The 17,716-nt window shown below is 61.4% G+C and carries 12 protein-coding genes and 1 tRNA gene; 11 read left to right on the top strand and 2 right to left on the bottom strand.

Annotation, left to right across the window (positions count from 1 at the left end; genetic code table 11):
- Positions 1 to 354 precede the first annotated feature (354 nt).
- Entirely contained in the window at positions 355 to 1,377 is a 1,023-nt protein-coding gene (locus G494_RS22305) for a mechanosensitive ion channel family protein (RefSeq protein WP_084456507.1), read from the bottom strand.
- A 536-nt stretch (positions 1,378 to 1,913) separates the two neighbouring features.
- Between G494_RS22305 and G494_RS0106825 the strand changes: the two genes are divergently transcribed.
- From G494_RS0106825 to thpR, 7 genes are all read left to right on the top strand, one after another.
- On the top strand, positions 1,914 to 2,789 hold the full coding sequence (locus tag G494_RS0106825) for a hemolysin family protein (protein ID WP_028583931.1): 876 nt from the start codon (positions 1,914 to 1,916) through the stop codon (positions 2,787 to 2,789).
- Positions 2,776 to 4,380 (top strand): apolipoprotein N-acyltransferase, encoded by a 1,605-nt coding sequence (gene lnt, locus G494_RS0106820; RefSeq protein WP_028583930.1) that lies wholly within the window; start codon positions 2,776 to 2,778, stop codon positions 4,378 to 4,380. The genes G494_RS0106825 and lnt overlap by 14 nt, the downstream gene beginning before the upstream one ends.
- Before the next feature lie 276 nt (positions 4,381 to 4,656).
- Positions 4,657 to 5,767 (top strand): peptide chain release factor 2 gene (gene prfB / locus G494_RS0106805; protein WP_153305783.1). Its coding sequence is split into 2 segments (ribosomal slippage): positions 4,657 to 4,740 and positions 4,742 to 5,767, totalling 1,110 coding nucleotides; the frame shifts between segments, so codons are not numbered across the junction.
- A gap of 110 nt (positions 5,768 to 5,877) precedes the next feature.
- Entirely contained in the window at positions 5,878 to 6,960 is a 1,083-nt protein-coding gene (locus G494_RS0106800; RefSeq protein ID WP_035245735.1) for a deoxyguanosinetriphosphate triphosphohydrolase, read from the top strand.
- Between the two features lie 101 nt (positions 6,961 to 7,061).
- On the top strand, positions 7,062 to 9,746 hold the full coding sequence (locus tag G494_RS0106795) for a valine--tRNA ligase (RefSeq protein WP_035245776.1): 2,685 nt from the start codon (positions 7,062 to 7,064) through the stop codon (positions 9,744 to 9,746).
- A gap of 1 nt (position 9,747) precedes the next feature.
- Positions 9,748 to 10,605, top strand: a complete 858-nt coding sequence (nadC, locus tag G494_RS0106790; protein WP_028583925.1) for a carboxylating nicotinate-nucleotide diphosphorylase — start codon at positions 9,748 to 9,750, stop codon at positions 10,603 to 10,605.
- A gap of 12 nt (positions 10,606 to 10,617) precedes the next feature.
- The gene (gene thpR / locus G494_RS0106785; protein ID WP_028583924.1) at positions 10,618 to 11,163 is read left to right on the top strand and encodes an RNA 2',3'-cyclic phosphodiesterase; all 546 of its coding nucleotides are present in this window, start codon (positions 10,618 to 10,620) and stop codon (positions 11,161 to 11,163) included.
- Between the two features lie 231 nt (positions 11,164 to 11,394).
- On the opposite strand, the gene G494_RS0106780 is transcribed toward thpR, so the two are convergent.
- A tRNA-Cys gene (locus G494_RS0106780) sits at positions 11,395 to 11,469 on the bottom strand.
- Positions 11,470 to 11,530: 61 nt separating this feature from the next.
- Between G494_RS0106780 and rnc the strand changes: the two genes are divergently transcribed.
- The 4 genes from rnc to G494_RS0106760 all read left to right on the top strand — a co-directional run bounded on the left by rnc (position 11,531) and on the right by G494_RS0106760 (position 17,548).
- Positions 11,531 to 12,271 (top strand): ribonuclease III, encoded by a 741-nt coding sequence (gene rnc / locus G494_RS0106775; protein WP_028583923.1) that lies wholly within the window; start codon positions 11,531 to 11,533, stop codon positions 12,269 to 12,271.
- A 6-nt stretch (positions 12,272 to 12,277) separates the two neighbouring features.
- Positions 12,278 to 13,312, top strand: a complete 1,035-nt coding sequence (locus G494_RS22300; protein ID WP_051305466.1) for an elongator complex protein 3 — start codon at positions 12,278 to 12,280, stop codon at positions 13,310 to 13,312.
- Between the two features lie 132 nt (positions 13,313 to 13,444).
- Positions 13,445 to 15,433 (top strand): ABC-F family ATP-binding cassette domain-containing protein, encoded by a 1,989-nt coding sequence (locus G494_RS0106765; RefSeq protein WP_028583922.1) that lies wholly within the window; start codon positions 13,445 to 13,447, stop codon positions 15,431 to 15,433.
- 390 nt (positions 15,434 to 15,823) lie between these two features.
- The gene (locus G494_RS0106760) at positions 15,824 to 17,548 is read left to right on the top strand and encodes a hypothetical protein (protein WP_153305782.1); all 1,725 of its coding nucleotides are present in this window, start codon (positions 15,824 to 15,826) and stop codon (positions 17,546 to 17,548) included.
- The last annotated feature ends 168 nt before the right edge of the window (positions 17,549 to 17,716 follow it).

Raw genomic sequence — 17,716 nt, 5'->3', positions numbered from 1 at the left:
AAGTGACGAGCTGCATGGCCTGGTGAGAGAACCCCAACGGCCACGATCTTTGCTGTGGATCGAGACTTTCCTGCCCATTATCAGATATCATTACTTGATATCATAAGCAGAAAATTCGATGATGCACTCTTCAGGGCTGTTTTTTAGCTGGATCGTGGAGAAGAAATTCTACAGAAGTCGACTGCTTGTCGCTGCAGGGTCATGGGGGCCTTGCAGCTGTCGGGGAAGTGGGGACAGACCCTTGGGGGGCGTTCCGGGCTTCGAGTTCCGGGTTCGCTTCGGGGGCGTCTCTGTTCCGTTCCCCGGGACCGCCCCCCTGGAGCCGGGCAACTCCAGGGGGGCGGGCGATTCGCTTCAGGAGGCGGGCGCCCGGTGGAGGTGGACATCCTGCTGGGGAAAGGGGAAGGAGATGTTGTTGTCGTCGAAACAGAGTTTGATCTTCTCGGTCAACTCCAGGCGAACACTCCAGTAGTCGGCGGTTTGCACCCAGGGGCGGACAACCAGATTGACGCTGGACTCTGCCAGTTCGGTCACGGCAATCATGGGGGCAGGTTCGCTCAGCACCCGGGGCTCGGCCCGGACCAGCTCCTGGAGCAGCTCTTTGGCGAGCCGGAGGTCATCATCGTAGCCGATGCCGATGGTCAGATCGATGCGTCGGGTGGGTTCGGCGTTGACGTTGGTGATGACATTGGCGGTGATGGAGCTGTTGGGAACGATGAACTGCTGGTTGTCCGGGGTGAGGATGATGGTGCTGAAGATGTCGACCTGCTCCACCTTGCCGCTGACCCCGCCGGCGGTGACGAAGTCGTTGACCTTGAAGGGCCGGAAGAGGATCAGCATGATGCCGGAGGCAAAGTTGGAGAGGGAATCCTTGAGGGCCAGGCCGATGGCCAGACTGGCCGCACCAAAGATGGCCACAAAGGAGGTGGTCTTGATGCCCATCTGATCTGCTGCAGCGATGAGTACCGCAGCCAGCATGGCATAGTAGATCAGTTTTGCCAGGAAACGGGCCAGGGTCACATCGACATTCCCCCGGACCATGGCCTTCTTGCCCAGGGAGGCAAGCCACATGGCCAGCCAGCGGCCGATGATCAGGATGGCCACGGCCAGGATGATGTTCGGTCCATGGGTCAAGAGCCACTCCTTGGCCAGCTGAAGCAGCTCCAGATACTTGTCCGGATCCAGTGCATCCTGGGGGTTGGAGAGGTCTATCAATTTTTTGGCCGGAGCTTCTTCCGGGGCGGCGGCAGTCTCCGGGGCCGCGGCTCCCGTCACCTTCTCAGCGGCGAGCGCCAGAGATGAGGGCAGGGCCGTCAGGGCGGCAAGCACGGCGGCTGCCAGGGAGTATCGGAGCTGTTCTATGGTTTGCCTGATCATGGTGCGGCGGATCTCCTTCGGGAATGAGGGTTCATGGGGGCTTGGGAATGGTTGTGCTGGCATTGTCCAGGAGCGGTTTGCGGCCGTCCCTCTTCTTCTACCGGCTCAGGGATCCTATTTCAAGCAGATTATGTTCGCTGCTGCTGTGGTAAGTTTCGGAATATCCGGAGGAAAAATACGGGGTCCTTCCCCAAGGGAGCAGGAGCAGCCCTGCCAGGCTCCCTGGCCGCAGGCTCCCAGGCAGGAAGATGGGTCCTCTGGCCGGTGTGGGCAGCATCGCCTGGGGAGCGGACTTTGGCGCTGCTGGCCCGAATTCCCCTTGACATTGGCGGCAACGGCTCTATTTTTCAGGCTTATTCTTATGGCTATCTTGATCCGTGAGATCTCTTGACCAAGGTCCAGGCCGCTGGAAGCTTGTGCAGCAGCCAGAGAGCTGCTGAGCCGAGGATAGATTGCATCCCAGAGGTCGAAGCCGGCAGCTGGAGTAGCTGTTCAACCTGCCAAAATTGTATGATAAACCAATAGCCCCCCAATCCATGGACAGATCATCTGAGAGTACCACCTCCGAGGACGCACCCTCGGAAAAGAGCCTGCTGGACCGGCTGCGCTCCCTGTTGCGTTTCAAGGCAGCTCCTGACACCACCAAAGAGCTGGAGAGCGAAATTCATGAACTCCTGGAGGAGGGTGAGGAGCAGGGTTTGATCACCCGTCAGGAGGAACGGCTGATCAGTTCGATCTTTGACTTTCGGGAAACCATGGCCTCGGAGATCATGACCCCTTCGGCTGAGCTGGTCTGTGCCGAAGAGGGGGCCACGGTGGAGGAACTGGTCCGGATCATCAACGAGGAGGGCTATACCCGGATCCCCATCTATCGGGAAAACCAGGATCAGGTCATCGGTATCCTCCATGCCAAGGACCTGCTCAAGCTCTGTGCCGGCGGCAGCTCCGAGCTGAGTGTGGCGGAGTTGTTGAATCCGCCCACCTTTGTCTCCGAGTCAAAGCCGATCACCGAGTTGCTCCGTGAGTTCCAGGCCACAAAGAACCACATGGCCATTGTGGTGGATGAGTTCCACGGCGTCCGCGGCCTGATTACCCTGGAAGATGTGATCGAAGAGATCGTCGGTGAGATCGATGACGAGCATGACCAGGAGGAGAGTGAGTTGAGGGTGGTGGATGAACATTCGGTGATCGTGGATGCCAAGATCGATATCGAAGAGGTGGAGGCTCACTTCGGGGTAGCCTTGCCCGAAGGCCCCTACGAGTCTGTAGGCGGCTTCATCATCCATCGGCTGGGCAAGGTGCCGGAAACCGGGGCCCAGGTGGAGGAGGGGATCCTGTTGTTTCGGGTTCTGGGCGCTGATCAGCGTCGGATCAAGACCGTCAGGGTGGCCCGACAGCATGGAGATGCCTAGTCAGGGGGGCTGGTCCCGGGGCCGGACGCTCGGCCTGGGCCTGCTCAGCAGCCTGCTGCTCTCTGCGGCCATGCCCGGCCTGCTGGGCTGGTGGCCGCTGCTGTTCGTGGCCCTGGTGCCGCTGCTGCTGCTCTGTCTCCACCGCCCTCCCCGCACCAGCGGCCTGGTCGGCTTCGGGGCCGGCCTGCTCTATCACCTCGGCCTGCTCTACTGGATCGTCATCGTCCTGGGGCGCTATGGCGGGCTGCCCCTCTGGCTCTCCCTGGCCGCCCTGTTCCTCCTGGCTGTCTACATGAGTTGTTTCAGCGGCCTGTTCTGCTGGCTGCTCAGCAGCCTTGCCGGCCGCTACTGGCACAGGGAGCGCTCCATTGCCGCCCTGGTCTGGACGGCCCCCCTGCTCTGGGTCGCGCTGGATTATCTGCGCAGCTTCCTCTTGAGCGGTTTCCCCTGGATGGACCTGGGCTATGGCCTCTACAGCCAGCCGCGCCTGATCCAGGCCGCCGACCTGGGCGGTCATCATGCGGTCAGCTTTGCCCTCGTCCTCGGCAACGGCCTGATCCTGGCCATCATGGATCGCCAACGGTCCGATGTCCGTTGGAACCTGCGCCTGGAGCGGCGGCTGCTGCTGTTGGCCTGCGGCTTTCTGGTCTTCATCGGCGGCTATTCCATGCTGCGCTATGATATCGTCAGCCAGGCCCTGGCCAGCGGCCTCAGCAGTCTCCAGGCCCGGGTGGCCGTGGTTCAGGGCAATGTGGATCAGGCCCGCAAGTGGTCAGCGCAGGCCAAGGAGCAGACCCTGCACGCCTATGTCCGTCTCTCTGAAACCGCCCTGGCCAGGCGGGATACCGAGCTGGTGGTCTGGCCGGAGACGGCCCTGCCCTTTTATCTCCAGTCCGATGGTCTGGGTCGAGTGGTCCGTCAGTTTGTCCGCGCCAATAACATCTGGCTCCTGACCGGTACCCCCAGCTATACCATCAGGGGAGCCACCGCCGCGACCCCCCGTCAGGTGGACTACTATAATGCCGCCGCCCTCCTTGCTGCCTCGGGCAGAGTGGTTGGCCAGTATCGCAAACAGCACCTGGTTCCCTTTGGCGAATATGTTCCCCTGAAACAGTACCTGGCCTTTCTGGAACCCCTGGTGGCCGGGGCCGGTGATTTCAGTGCCGGCCGCTCCGCTGCGCCCCTGGAGATGGGTCGGCTCCGCCTGGGGGTGTTGATCTGTTTTGAATCGATCTTTCCGGAGATCGCCCGCCAGAGCGTGGTCCAGGGGGCGAACCTGCTGGTCAACCTGACCAACGATGCCTGGTATGGTCGATCCAGCGCCCCTGAGCAGACCCTGGCCATGTCGGTATTCAGGGCTGTGGAGAGCAAACGCTCCCTGGTGCGGGCGGCCAATACAGGGACCAGTGCCCTGATCGATCCCCTGGGCAATATCTCCCAGGCCTCGGCCCTGTTTGAAGAGGCGGTGCTCAGCGGATCGGTGGCGGTTTGGGAGAGGCCGACCGTGTTCACCGATTCGGGCCACCTCTTTGGCGCCGGCTGTCTGGCTGCCACGGCGGCAGTGCTTCTCTTCAGGAGGAGGGAGTTCTAGCCAGGTGCAGAGCGAGATGGTGGCCAGGACAAGGGGTACTTTTTTTCTCTTGCCACTTGAGAGTTGCGGCGTAACTGTTTACTATGCTTCATTTGTCATTATGGGCCACCTGGAAAAGTTGGTTTTTCTTCCGGTCTTGGCGTTGCAGTCAAAGTTTTGTCCTCGGGATATCAGGCAGATGGCTGCTGTAGAGTTTGTCGCGCGCCTTGACCTTGATCGGAAATCTCTTTTTTCAAGGTACCCTATGGAATTCAGCGATCAGGAGTAAACAAGGATATGGCAGCAATAAGTGAATCTGCAGATGCCAGACAGGTGCTCAGTGAGCTCAGGGGCAAGATGCTTGCCCTGAAGGAGCATCTTTGACTTAGCCGATAAGAGGGAACAGGTGGAACTGCTGGAGCGTCAGACCCTGAGCCCTGACTTCTGGAATGACCAGGCCACTGCCAAGAAGGTCCAGCGTCAACTGGGCCAGCTCCAGGAGGTGATCGCCAGCTGGGAAAAGAATTTCAGTGCGATCGAAGACACCGAGATGCTCCTGGAGATGGCGGTTGAGGAACAGGATGGCGAGGCCATCCAGGAGGTCTTTGGCGACCTTCCGCCGCTGCAGGAGCGGATCGAGATGGTTGAGCTGGAGTGTATGTTCAGCGGTGACCATGACCAGGGCAACGGGATCGTCACCATCCATGCCGGGGCCGGCGGTACCGAAGCCCAGGACTGGGTGGGGATGTTGATGCGGATGTACCTCCGCTGGGGCGAGGACAAGGGGTTCAAGAGCGAGATCCTGGATCTGCTCCCCGGTGATGAGGCCGGGACCAAGAGCGTCACCATCCTGTTCAAGGGCAAGTATGCTTATGGCTATCTCCGTTCCGAGATCGGCATCCATCGTCTGGTGCGGATCTCACCCTTTGACGCCAGCGGCCGCCGCCATACCTCCTTTGCCTCGGTGATGGTCCTGCCTGAGCTGGATGACAGCGTTGAGGTCAATATCCTGGATAAGGACATTCGGATCGATACCTACCGCGCCAGCGGTGCCGGCGGTCAGCATGTCAACAAGACCGATTCCGCCATCCGGATTACCCATCTGGAGAGCGGTATCGTGGTCCAGTGCCAGAATGAGCGTTCCCAGCATCGCAACAAGGATATGGCCATGAAGATGCTGATGGCCCGCCTGCTGGAGAGGGAAAAGGAGGAACAGGCCAAGGAGCATGAGAGCCTCCAGGGGGACAAGAAGGAGATCGGCTGGGGCTCCCAGATCCGCTCCTATGTCCTTCAGCCCTATCGGTTGATCAAGGATCACCGGACCAACTGTGAAGAGGGTAACGTGGATGCGGTCCTGGACGGTAAGCTGGATCGCTTTATCAAGGCCTACCTGCTCTGGCAGCCGTAACAGCTCTCGGCGGCAGCGCCCCTGGCGCTGCCGCCGGAACTGGAACGACCGTGGCAAGGGTTCAGGGGAGCTGCAACAAGAATCAAATAAGGTGCTGACCCTCCTTTGTTATGAAACGTACAATCCGGCAGCAACAAGAGGAGCTTGAAGAACAGACGCTTTCTCCCCATGCCTGCCTGAGCAGTCGTTCCCGGGGACGATTCTCACCCAGACAGGAGCATCAGCCGTGTGACTTGCGCACGGCCTTTCAACGCGACCGGGATCGTATCATCCACTCCAAGACCTTTCGCCGCTTAAAACATAAGACCCAGGTCTTTCTGGCCCCTGCCGGAGACCACTACCGGACCCGTCTTACCCATGTCCTGGAGGTCTCCCAGATCGCCCGGACCATGGCGGCCTGTCTGCGCCTCAACGAGTACCTCACCGAGGCCATCGCCCTGGGCCATGACCTGGGCCATACCCCCTTTGGTCATGCCGGCGAGTTCAGCCTCAACCAGCTGCATCCCAAGGGCTTCAAGCACTACCACCAGAGCCTGCGAATTGTCGATTTCCTGGAAGATGACGGCAAGGGGCTGAACCTGACCTGGGAGGTCCGTAACGGCATCCTCAAACACTCCAAGGGGTATGGCGATGTCCTGCCCGAGGATACCGGCGCCCTGGCCGCCACCCTGGAGGGGCAGCTGGTGCGGGTCGCGGACATCATGGCCTATATCAATCATGACCTGGACGATGCGGTCCGGGCAGAGATGGTCAAGAGCAGTGATCTGCCCAGCGACCTGCGGCGGGTGGTGGGTGACCACTCTTCCCAGCGGATTCGGGTGATGGTGGGCGACCTGATCAAGACCACCCTGGAGATGGATGACGGCCACCTCCACCTCAGTGCGGGTATGAACGAGACCATCAACGAGCTGCGCCGCTACCTCTACGACAATGTCTATCGCAACTGGCGGGTCCACAATGAGTTTGAAAAGGCCCAGCGGATCATCCGTGATCTCTACGCCTACTTCCTCCAGTACGAGTTTCCGGTCCATGGCAGCGGTGCCTGTTGCCAGCTGCGCCAACCCTTGACCTCCAAGAGCGAAGAAAAGAAACGCCATAGGAAGGTCTGTGACTTTATCGCCGGGATGACCGATCGCTATGCCCTGGGGCTCTACTCCAGGATTTTTATGCCCAAGCCCTGGAGCATGCTCTGATTCGGGGCTGTCGGGGCGAAGGGTGCCAGCCGATTTTTGGTTGAACTTATTTTGTTTATTTTACTATGTGGAGCCGGACTGCTACCGGTCTGATGGAGAAGATGGAAAAGACAACAGCGAGCCAGAACAAGAAGTACGACCTGCCCAAGGGCTATGAGTTTGATGAAGTGGAACAGCGCTGGTACAGCCGCTGGTTGGAGGAGAAGAGTTTTTCCGGCCAGATGGAAGAGGGGAGGGATTCTTTTTCCATCGTCATCCCCCCGCCCAATGTCACCGGGGTGCTCCACATCGGTCATGCCCTCAACAATACCCTCCAGGATGTCCTGGTTCGTTACCATCGGATGAAGGGGGACAACACCCTCTGGGTGCCGGGGACCGACCATGCCGGGATCGCCACCCAGAACGTGGTGGAGCGGCAGCTGGCCACGGAAGAGAAGACCCGCCATGACCTGGGCCGGGAAAAATTCATCGAGCGGGTCTGGCAGTGGCGCGAGGAGAAGGGCGGCACCATCATCAATCAGCTCAAACGGATGGGCGCCTCCTGTGACTGGGACCGGGAACGGTTCACCATGGACGAGGGCCTCTCCACGGCGGTGAAGGAGGTCTTTGTCCGCCTCTATAAGGAGGGGCTGATCTATAAGGGCGACTACATCGTCAACTGGTGTCCCCGCTGCCATACGGCCCTGGCCGATGACGAGGTGGAGCATGATCCCACCGACGGCAAGCTCTATCATGTCCGCTATCCCTATGCCGACGGCTCGGGTGAGGTGATCGTGGCCACCACCCGGCCCGAGACCATGCTGGGCGATACTGCGGTGGCGGTTCACCCCGAAGACGAGCGCTACCAGGGACTGGAGCAGGTGGGGATCACCCTGCCGCTCTCCGGCCGGACCATCCCGGTGGTCCTGGATCACCATGTCCAGCGGGAGTTCGGTACCGGGGCCTTGAAGGTCACTCCGGCCCATGACCGCGATGACTATGAGATCGGCCTGCGTCATGACCTGGAACGGCTCAAGGTCATGGACGACCACGGGGTGATGAACGAGGCTGCCGGCGAGTATGCCGGCCTGGATCGTTTTGTCTGCCGCAAGAAGATCGTCGCCGACCTGGAGGCCCAGGGCTTTCTGGAGAAGATCGAGCCCTACCAGCACAGCGTGGGCAAGTGTTACCGCTGCGCCACCGTGGTGGAGCCCACCACCTCCAAGCAGTGGTTTGTGGCGGTCCGGCCCCTGGCCGACAAGGCCGTGGCCGCGGTCCGGGACGGGCGGATGCGGATCCATCCCAAGACCTGGGACCGGACCTTCTATGCCTGGATGGACAACATCCGCGACTGGTGTATCTCCCGCCAGATCTGGTGGGGGCATCGGATCCCTGCCTGGAGCTGTGCAGAGTGCGGTGAGCTGATGGTGGAGCTGGAGACACCCAGCTCCTGCCCGGCCTGCGGCAGCGCCCAGCTCAGCCAGGAGACCGATGTCCTGGATACCTGGTTTTCCTCGGCCCTCTGGCCCTTCTCCACCCTGGGTTGGCCCGAGCAGACCCGGGAACTGGCCACCTTCTATCCCACCTCGGTGCTGATCACCAGCTTTGATATCCTCTTCTTCTGGGTGGCCAGGATGATGATGATGGGGCTCCACTTCATGGACGAGGTCCCCTTCCACGATGTCTATCTCCATGCCCTGGTCCGGGATAAGCACGGCAAGAAGATGTCCAAGTCCACGGGCAACGTCATCGATCCGCTGGTGATGATCGGCGAGTACGGCACCGATGCCTTCCGCTTCACCCTGACCGCCTTTGCCGCCCAGGGTCGTGAGATCCGGATGGACGAGGAGCGGGTGGACGGATACCGCCGCTTTATCAACAAGCTCTGGAACGCAGCCCGTTTCGCCCAGATGCACCTCAAGGAGGAGGGGGCCGGGATCACCCGGGTGACCGACGATCCTGCCCGTTTAAGCCTGGTGCACCGCTGGATCCTCCACCGGACCAACGCCACCATCCGGCGGGTCCGGGAGAGCCTGGACAACTACTACTTCAACGAGCTGGCCTCCACCATCTATCAGTTTATCTGGCATGAGTTCTGCGACTGGTACCTGGAGCTGATCAAGACCGATCTCTATGGCGATGATCCGCTCCAGCGGGAGAATGCCAAGGGGGTACTGCTGGCGGTGCTGGAGAATATCCTCAAGCTGATGCATCCGGTCTCTCCCTTTGTCACCGAAGAAATCTGGAGTCAGCTGCCCGGAGAGCGCAGCACCATCATGACCGCAGCCTTTCCCGAGGTGATGCCTGCCTGGGACGACGCCGAGGCCGAGGGTTCCATGGAGCTGATCATGGAGGTGATCTCGGGGCTGCGAACCATCCGCACCGAGGCCGAACTCCACCCCAACGTCAAGGTGGCGGCCACCATCCTCTGTGCAGATCCGGACAAGCGGGCGACCCTGGAGAGTTTTGTCCAGGGCATCGAGGGCATGGTCCGGGCCGAGCAGGTGGAGATCCTGGCTGAAGGTCAGGTCCCCGACGATGCCGGTCACGGGCTGGTCCAGGGCATTGAGCTGATCATTCCTCTCCAGGGGCTGATCGATGTGGAGGGGGAACTTACCAAGCTGGAGCGGGAGCAGACCAAGCTGGAAAAGGAACTCCAGCGGGTGCGCGCTAAGTTGAACAACGAGAAGTTTCTCAGCAATGCCCCGGCCGCCATCGTGGCCAAGGAAAAGGGGATCGAAGAGGAACTCCTGGAACGGCTGGCCAAGAACCAGGAATCACGCCAACGTCTGCTCAAGCTGCGCTGATATGGATAGCTACCTACTCGACCAACAGTTACACAGCTTTCTTCGTGAGGACCTGGAGCATGGCGATATCACCACCGATGCCATCTTCAGCGACAAGGACCAGGCCCGCGCCTACTTCACCGCCCGCCACCCCATGGTGGTGGTGGGCATGGAAAAGGTCGCCTGGCGGATCTTCACCCTCCTGGATCCAGGGGTCTCCACCGGCCGGCTGCTTCGGGACGGCAAGCGGGCGGATAAGGGCGACGTCCTGATGGAGCTCACCGGCCACACCCGCTCCCTGCTCCGGGGGGAACGGGTGGCCCTGAACCTGGTCCAGCGGATGTGCGGCATCGCCACCCTGACCGCGGCCTTTGTCGACCAGGTGGCCGACCTGGATGTCAAGATTGTCGATACCCGCAAGACCACCCCGGGCCTGCGGCTGTTGGAGAAGTACTCGGTCCGGGCCGGCGGCGGTCATAACCACCGCTACAGTCTCAGCGACGGGGTGATGATCAAGGACAACCATATTGCCGCCTGCGGCTCCATCACCAAGGCGGTGGAGCGGGTCAGGCGGAGGGTACCCCACACCATCAAGGTCGAGGTGGAGACGGACACCCTGGCCCAGGTGGAGGAGTGTCTGGCCTGTCAGGTGGGGGTGATCATGCTGGACAACATGGACCTGGCCACCATGAAGGAGGCGGTGGCCATGATCCAGGGGCGGGCCACGGTCGAGGCATCGGGCGGGGTCAGCCTGGAGACGGTCCGTGGGATTGCCGAGACCGGGGTGGATATCATCTCGGTGGGCGGTCTGACCCACTCGGCCACGGCCTGTGATATCGGCATGGACTGGTGCAGCGCCATGTCGGATCAGCAGCGCTAAGGTCGAGCGGTCATGCAGAAACGGCTCTTTGTCGCCCTGGACCTGCCCGAGTCGATCCGGGATGGGCTCCAGAGGCTGTGCCACGGCCTGCCGCGGGCCCGCTGGCTTGCCCCGGAGCAGCTTCACCTGACCCTCTCTTTCATCGGCGAGGTGGACGGGGCCGTCTTTGCAGATATCCGGGAAGTGCTGGCCGAGATCACGGCTGCCCCCTTTGAGCTGCAGCTGGACGGACTCGGCTTCTTTCCGCCCCGGGGCAAGCCGCGGGTTCTCTGGGCCGGGCTGGCGGCCAGTACGCCCCTGCTGGGCCTGCAGCAGCGCATCCAGGGGCGGCTCCTGGAGTTGGGCCTGGATCTGGAGACCCGGAAATATGCCCCCCATATCACCCTGGCCAGGATCCAGCAGACCCCGGTCAGCCGACTGAGCCGCTATCTGGAGAGCCATGGCCGCTTCTGTTCACCTCCCTTTTCGGTGGATCGTTTCCAGCTCTATTCCAGTGTCCTGAGCAGCAAGGGTGCGGTCCACTGGCTGGAACAGGAGTATCTGCTGACAGGGGCGTGAGCCCGGATCAGAGTCATGCTCAGCCGGCAGTGGAGCGATCTGGCTCTTGGCGCTGCCTGCAGCCTCCAAGGGTGAGAGGGTGAGCCAGGGGCACTGAGCTGCCTGCGGATGACGTCTCGAAGGGGCATAGAGTGCCCTGGGAGCGTTCTGGGATTTCGGCAACCAGCGCAGGGGGAAAAAGCAGGGATAAAAAAAGGGTCACAGTGTGTACACTGTGACCCTTGGAATTTCTGGAGGCGACGAGCGGATTTGAACCGCTGAATAATGGTTTTGCAGACCACTGCCTTACCACTTGGCTACGTCGCCTTGAGAATGTAGCGACACCTTATACCACAGATTTTAAATTTGACAAGAGGAAATTGAATAGATGGGAACAACACTTGCGGCCCTGGTCCAGGATCACGAAGAGGAACTGCAGGAGCTGCAGGAACGGATTGGCTATGATTTCCGTGACCTGCAGCTCCTGCAGCTCTCTCTGGTGCATAGTTCATTTGCCTTTGAGCGACTCGACGATAACAGCCATAATGAGACCCAGGAGTTTCTGGGTGATGCGGTCTTGGACCTGACCGTGGGCTATATTCTCTTTGTGAGCTTTCCCGATCTGCGGGAAGGCAAGCTGACCAGGATCCGTTCGGCCCTGGTCAACGAGGCCGGCCTGGCCCAGATGGCGCGGGAGATCGAGTTGGGCAAGTATCTCCTCCTGGGTCGGGGGGAGAATGCCTCTGCCGGTCGGGAAAAACCCTCCATCCTCTCCTGTGCCTATGAGGCCCTGGTGGGGGCGATCTTTCTGGATGGCGGCTATGACGCGGCCCTGGATTTTGTCCGTCGCTTCTTTTCGCCCCATATCGACGACCGCAGCGACAACCTGGTGATTGCCGATGCCAAGAGCCAGCTCCAGGAGTTTCTTCAGGAAAAGTACAACGAGGGGCCCGAGTACCTGCTTATCGAGGAGGAGGGACCGGCCCATGCCCGGCGCTTCTCCATTGCCGCCCTCTTCCAGGGCAGGGAGCTGGGGGTGGGCAAGGCCTCCTCCAAGAAGGAGGCCGAGCAGCAGGCTGCCCGGGCGGCCCTGCAACAGCTGCAGGCTGCAGAGGATGAGGTCGAGTAGCCCACCATGCCCTATATCATCCCCATCTTCATCGCCCACGAGGGTTGTCCCCACAGCTGCATCTTCTGTGATCAGCACTCCATCAGCGGCCGCTCCCGCCAGGAGGTGAGCGCCGAGGAGGTGGCCCTGACCATCGAAGAGTGGTTGCAGCGGCGGCCAGGCAGGCGGGACCAGGTCCAGGTGGCCTTCTACGGCGGCAGCTTCACCGCTCTGCCCAGGGCGCGCCAGCAGCAGCTCCTGGGGGCGGTTGCCCCCTTCCTGGCCCAGGGCCTGGTCGATGGGGTCCGGGTCTCCACCCGGCCCGACTGCATCGATCAAGAGTGCCTGGAGCTGCTCGCTGACCACGGGGTCAGGGTGGTGGAGCTCGGTGTCCAGTCCCTGGATGAGGCCGTGCTTAAGGGAGCGGGACGTGGCCATGGGGCCGAGGACGTGGCCGAGGCCGTGGGCCTGCTGCGGGGCTATCCCTTTCAGCTGGGGCTGCAGCTGATGCTGGGCCTGCCGGGCCAGAGCTTCGGCTCGCTCCGCCGGACCATGGCCCGGGTGGTGGGGCTGGCGCCCGAGATGGTCCGGATCTACCCGGTGCTGGTGATCGCCGGCAGCGGCCTGGAACGGGCCTTCCGCCAGGGCCGCTTTGTGCCCCTTTCCCTGGGAAAGGCGGTACTTCAGGCCCGATATATGAAAAAACAGTGTGACCGAAACGGGATCCGGGTTATACGCATGGGGTTGCAGCCGGGACCGTCCCTGGAGGACTCCCTGGTGGCCGGACCCTATCACCCGGCCTTTGGCGAGCTGGTCCTGGCCCGGGAGATGCTCCAGCAGACCAGGCGACTCCTGGCCCAGGGGCAGGGGAGAGCAGGGGAAGCTGAGGAGGAGCAGCACCTGGTGATTCACAGCAAGGATCAGTCCATCTTCCGGGGGCTGCGCTCGGCCAATATCCAGCGGCTCTCCGAGCTGGGTCTGCTGGCCTCTTTTTCCCTGGGCTGTGATGACCGCTTGCCGCGCTACCAGGTCCGGCGGGCAGCTCTGCCAGGGGAAGCCTGAACCCAGAGGAGGCCGGGAGCCGTTTAGAGCCGCTTAAAGCCACTTAAGGAAAGGGAGCTGCCGTGATCCTGGCGTCATCCCCCATGCCCTCGATAATCAAGAACAACCTGTAGATTTAGAACAAAGAAGACTATGCTCAGTATCAATGACCTCGACCTCCAGTACGGCAGTAAACATATCTTTCGCGACCTCGCGGTCCAGGTGCACACCGGCGACCGGATCGGCCTGGTGGGGGTCAACGGTACCGGCAAGTCCACCCTGCTCAAGATCATGTGCGGTGAGCAGGAGACCGACCCGGGGATCGTCTCCCGGGCCTCCTGGTTTTCGGTGGCCTACCTGCCCCAGGAGGTGACCCTGGACCTGGGCAGCCGGACCCTCTACGAGGAGGCGGAGACCGCCTTTGACGATGTCCTCAGCCTGCAGGAAGAGCTGAGTCGGCTCAACGAGGAGCTGGCCCTGCTCGATCCGGGAGATGGGAAGATCGAGGAGCTGTTGAGCCGCCAGGGTGAGCTCCAGCATGGCTTGGAGGGCTGTGATGTCTTCCGGATCCGGCCGCAGATCGAGCGGATCCTCACCGGTCTGGGCTTTTCGACAGAGGACTTTGAGCGGCCGGCTGCCAAGTTTTCCGGCGGCTGGATCATGCGCTTGCTCCTGGCCAAACTGCTCCTCCGCCGGCCATCCCTGCTGCTCCTGGATGAGCCCACCAACCACCTGGACCTGGATTCCCTGACCTGGCTGGAAAACTTCCTGCTCCAGTACCAGGGGGCCCTGATCATCATCTCCCATGACCGCACCTTCCTGGATCGGGTCACCTCCATCACCTGGGAGCTCTCCCTGGGGCGCTTGACGGTCTATCGGGGCAACTACTCCCATTACCTGGTGGAAAAAGAGCAGCGTCTGGAGTTGGAACGGGCTGCCTACAACAATCAGCAGGCCATGATCCGTCAGACCGAGCGTTTCATCACCCGCTTCCGTTCCAAGTCCACCAAGGCCCGTCAGGTCCAGAGCAGGGTCAAGCAGCTGGAGAAGATCGAGCGGATTGAACTCTCGGAGAGCGACCGGACCATCTCCTTTTCTTTTCCTCCGGCAGCGTCTTCGGGTCGGGATGTACTCACCCTCAAGGGGGTGAACAAGTCCTTTCCGGAAAAAGAGGTGCTGCGCGAAGTCTCCCTGACCCTCCAGCGGGGTGATAAACTGGCCGTGGTCGGGGTCAACGGTGCCGGTAAGACCACCCTGTTGAAGATACTGGCCGGGGTGGAACCGGCCGAAGGCACGATTCAGCAGGGCCACAACGTGATCCTGACCTACTTTGGCCAGCATCAGGCCCAGGAACTGCCCGGCAGCCTCACCATCCTGGATACGGTCTACCACAGCGCCCCGGAGCTGACCATGACCCAGGTCCGCAGCCTGCTGGGTACCTTCCTCTTCTCCGGTGACGAGGTGGACAAGAAGGTCCAGGTGCTCTCCGGCGGCGAGAAGTCACGGGTGGCCCTGGCCAAGATGTTGGTCCGACCGGCCAACCTGATGCTGCTGGATGAGCCCACCAACCACCTGGATATCAGCAGCCAGGAGGTCCTTCAGGAGGCCATGGATCAGTACAAGGGGACCATCATCGTGGTCTCCCATAACCGTGCCTTTGTCAACGCCTTTGTCAACAAGGTGCTGGAGATCCGCGACGGCCGGGCCACCATCTATGAGGGAAATGTGGATGATTACCTGGAGCAGCGCAGCCGCCTGGAGGCTCTGGAGAGCGGCCGGCCGGGGAAGAAGAACCAGCGGCCTGAACCTGCCGGGGCGGGGAGCAGGGGGGAGGATCCCGGCCGGCGGCAGGACAAGAAGGAGCACCGCCGCCAGCGTGCCAGGGAACGCCAGGAGCTCAACAGGAAGCTGGGCCCCTGGAAGAAGAAAAATGCCCAGGCCGAGGAGCAGATCGAGAGCCATGAGCTCAGGAAGGCGGAGCTTGAGATCCAGATGGCGGCCCCGGATCTCTACGAAGACCAGGAGGCCTGGACTAAGGTGAGCAAGGAGTATGCCCAGGTAGAGCGACAGCTGGAACGGAGCTATGGTAAATGGGAGGAGGCCCAGGCGGCCATCGAGGCCATCGAGGCGGAGGAGGAGTAGCGGTCCTGGCCAGGGCTGGTCCGGAAATCCGGGCTGAGTGTTTCCCCGGCTGCAGCGTGGTTCAGGCCGGATCGTCGGCAGCGGCGAGCAGCTGAGATCACAACTCTCCGGCATAGCCGGCGAGGCTGTTGTCTAACTTCAGGGTACCTTGAAACATGAGATTTTTCGATCAAAGTCAAGACGCGCGATAGCTTGTGTCGCAGGTATGTATCTGATATTCCGAGGATATAGTCTTGAGCGCAACGCCGAAATTGGAAGAAAAAACAACTTTTCAAGGTGGCCTTTAATGTCGAGATCGGTTCAGAGCGCAGTCGCTCCAGCCGCCCTTGAATTGACGGTCAGGACCGAGCCCAGCCGCTGCAGGGCCGCAACTGATCAGGAGAGGAGAAGATGAGAAAAGGAATTGGAATCGTGGTAGCCCTAGTGGTGGTCGGCCTGGCAGCCGGGCTTGCCTGGTGGAGTCTGCGCCAGGACGATGATCCAGACCGATACGCCCGCTACCTGCCGGCTGAGACCCTGATGAGCGTGAGCGTGACCAACCTGAATCAGGTCAGCGATTCCTTTGGTGACTCCCCGCTGGGGCGCCTCCTGGCCAAGGAGACCATGGGATCGATCTTTGCCGAGCTCCACGCCGAGCCCCAGGTGGTTGAAGGCTACAATCAGGGCCATGACGACCTGGTGGAACTGCTGACCAACCCGGCCTTTCGTACCCTCTTTGGCGACGACACCGTGCTGGCCCTGCTCCCGCCCGACCCGGAGGCCCTGGCTAGGGCTCCGCTGGAGGAACTGGAACGTTCCCTGGTGCTCTTTGCAACCACCCCGGCCCCGGGTGCGGTGGAGTTGTTGGCCCGCTTGTTGATGAGTGAGTCCGTGGACAGCCAGCAGCTGGGTGAGTTGAGCCTGACCAGGATCACCCTGGAGGATGGCCGCCGCATCTACGGCTTCAGCGACCAGGGCACGGTACTTCTGGGCAGAGATCCCCATACCCTGGCCCGTTGCTGGAACGCGGCCGGGGCAGCAGGCAAGCTGGCGAACCTGCCTGCCTTTCAGGAGGCGGTCGCCTTCTGGGAGGAGGCCCCCGGGGAGACACGCCTCTACAGCCGCAGCTTTGTCCAGGTCTCCCAGCTCCAGGCCCTCCTGGGCCGCTCGGGTAACCAGGATCTGGAGGAACTGGCCCCCCTGCTGGAGGGGATCTCCTTTTTTGCCTCGCGTCTCTATCGTCAGGGCAGGGAGCTGCACTCCGATTCCAGGGCCGGCTTTGCCGGGGCAGCCCTCCATCCGGTGCTCAAGGCCGCCTGGGCAGGTCAGGCCGAGGCCAACACCACCCTGGGACTCCTGGGGGAGCAGAGTCTGGTCTATGACTGGTCCTCCTCGCTCATCCCGGAGGTGGTTCTGGGGCCTCTGGGCATCGGGAACTCCCGGGAACTTGCCGAGTTGGAAGGGGTGGTCGAGGAGCAGTTGGGTGTCTCTCTGGCCACCCTGCTGGAGGCGGTGGGACCCCAGTATGGCTTTGTGATCAACGAGATCGTTGATGCCGGCTTTATTCCCATCCCCAGGTGCCTCTTCTTTGCCCAGGTTCGGGATCATCAACTGGCGCTTACGGTGCTGGAGCGGCTCAGGGAACGGTTGGGAGAGAGCGGCTTGGCCGCGGAGCAGCAATTGAAGGTGGGGGAGCAGACCATCCATTACTGGCCCCTGCTGCCGGGTGAGGCCACCCAACCGGCCATGGTGCTGACTCCGACCATGTTTTATCTGGCCAACGGTTCCCAGGCCCTGGTGGAGTTGCTCGGTTCCGCTGCAGCCCCGGTGAAGCTTCGCCAGGGGGTCGCCGCCGAACTGGGTGAGGAGGTGGCAGCGCAGTTGGAGGCCGCCCGTCAGGGAGCACTGGTGGTCTATCCTGCCCGCCTGGCCGGAGAGATCCAGGGGCTGGCCCAATGGCTGATCAATACGGTTGCCGCCTACCAGGGGATTACGGCCTCGCGGCTTGGGGCAGAGCTGATCCAACTGATGGCCTCGTACCAGGTCTTGAGCATGACCTCCACCCTGGAGCAGGACCATGGGGCCTGGAGCGCTATTCTTGTTGAGGGGAATGCATCAGCAAAGCCGATGAATTGAGAGGGTATCTTTTTGTGATTATTTGAAAAAAATATTAATTGCCATCCTGGGCCACTGGAAAAAGCTCTTGCCTAACCGATGATTTTCAGGGTAATGGTGACTTTTTGTGGCATCATCGGCCGCTGAAGCCCGCCTGGAAGCGCTGGCTGCCCTCCTTTTAGGGGGCCT

This window comes from Desulfogranum mediterraneum DSM 13871 (assembly GCF_000429965.1).
GTDB classification, from domain to species: Bacteria; Desulfobacterota; Desulfobulbia; order Desulfobulbales; family Desulfobulbaceae; genus Desulfogranum; species Desulfogranum mediterraneum.
The sequence above is the reverse complement of the archived record's forward strand: the minus strand, read 5'-3'. Positions and strand labels throughout refer to the sequence as shown.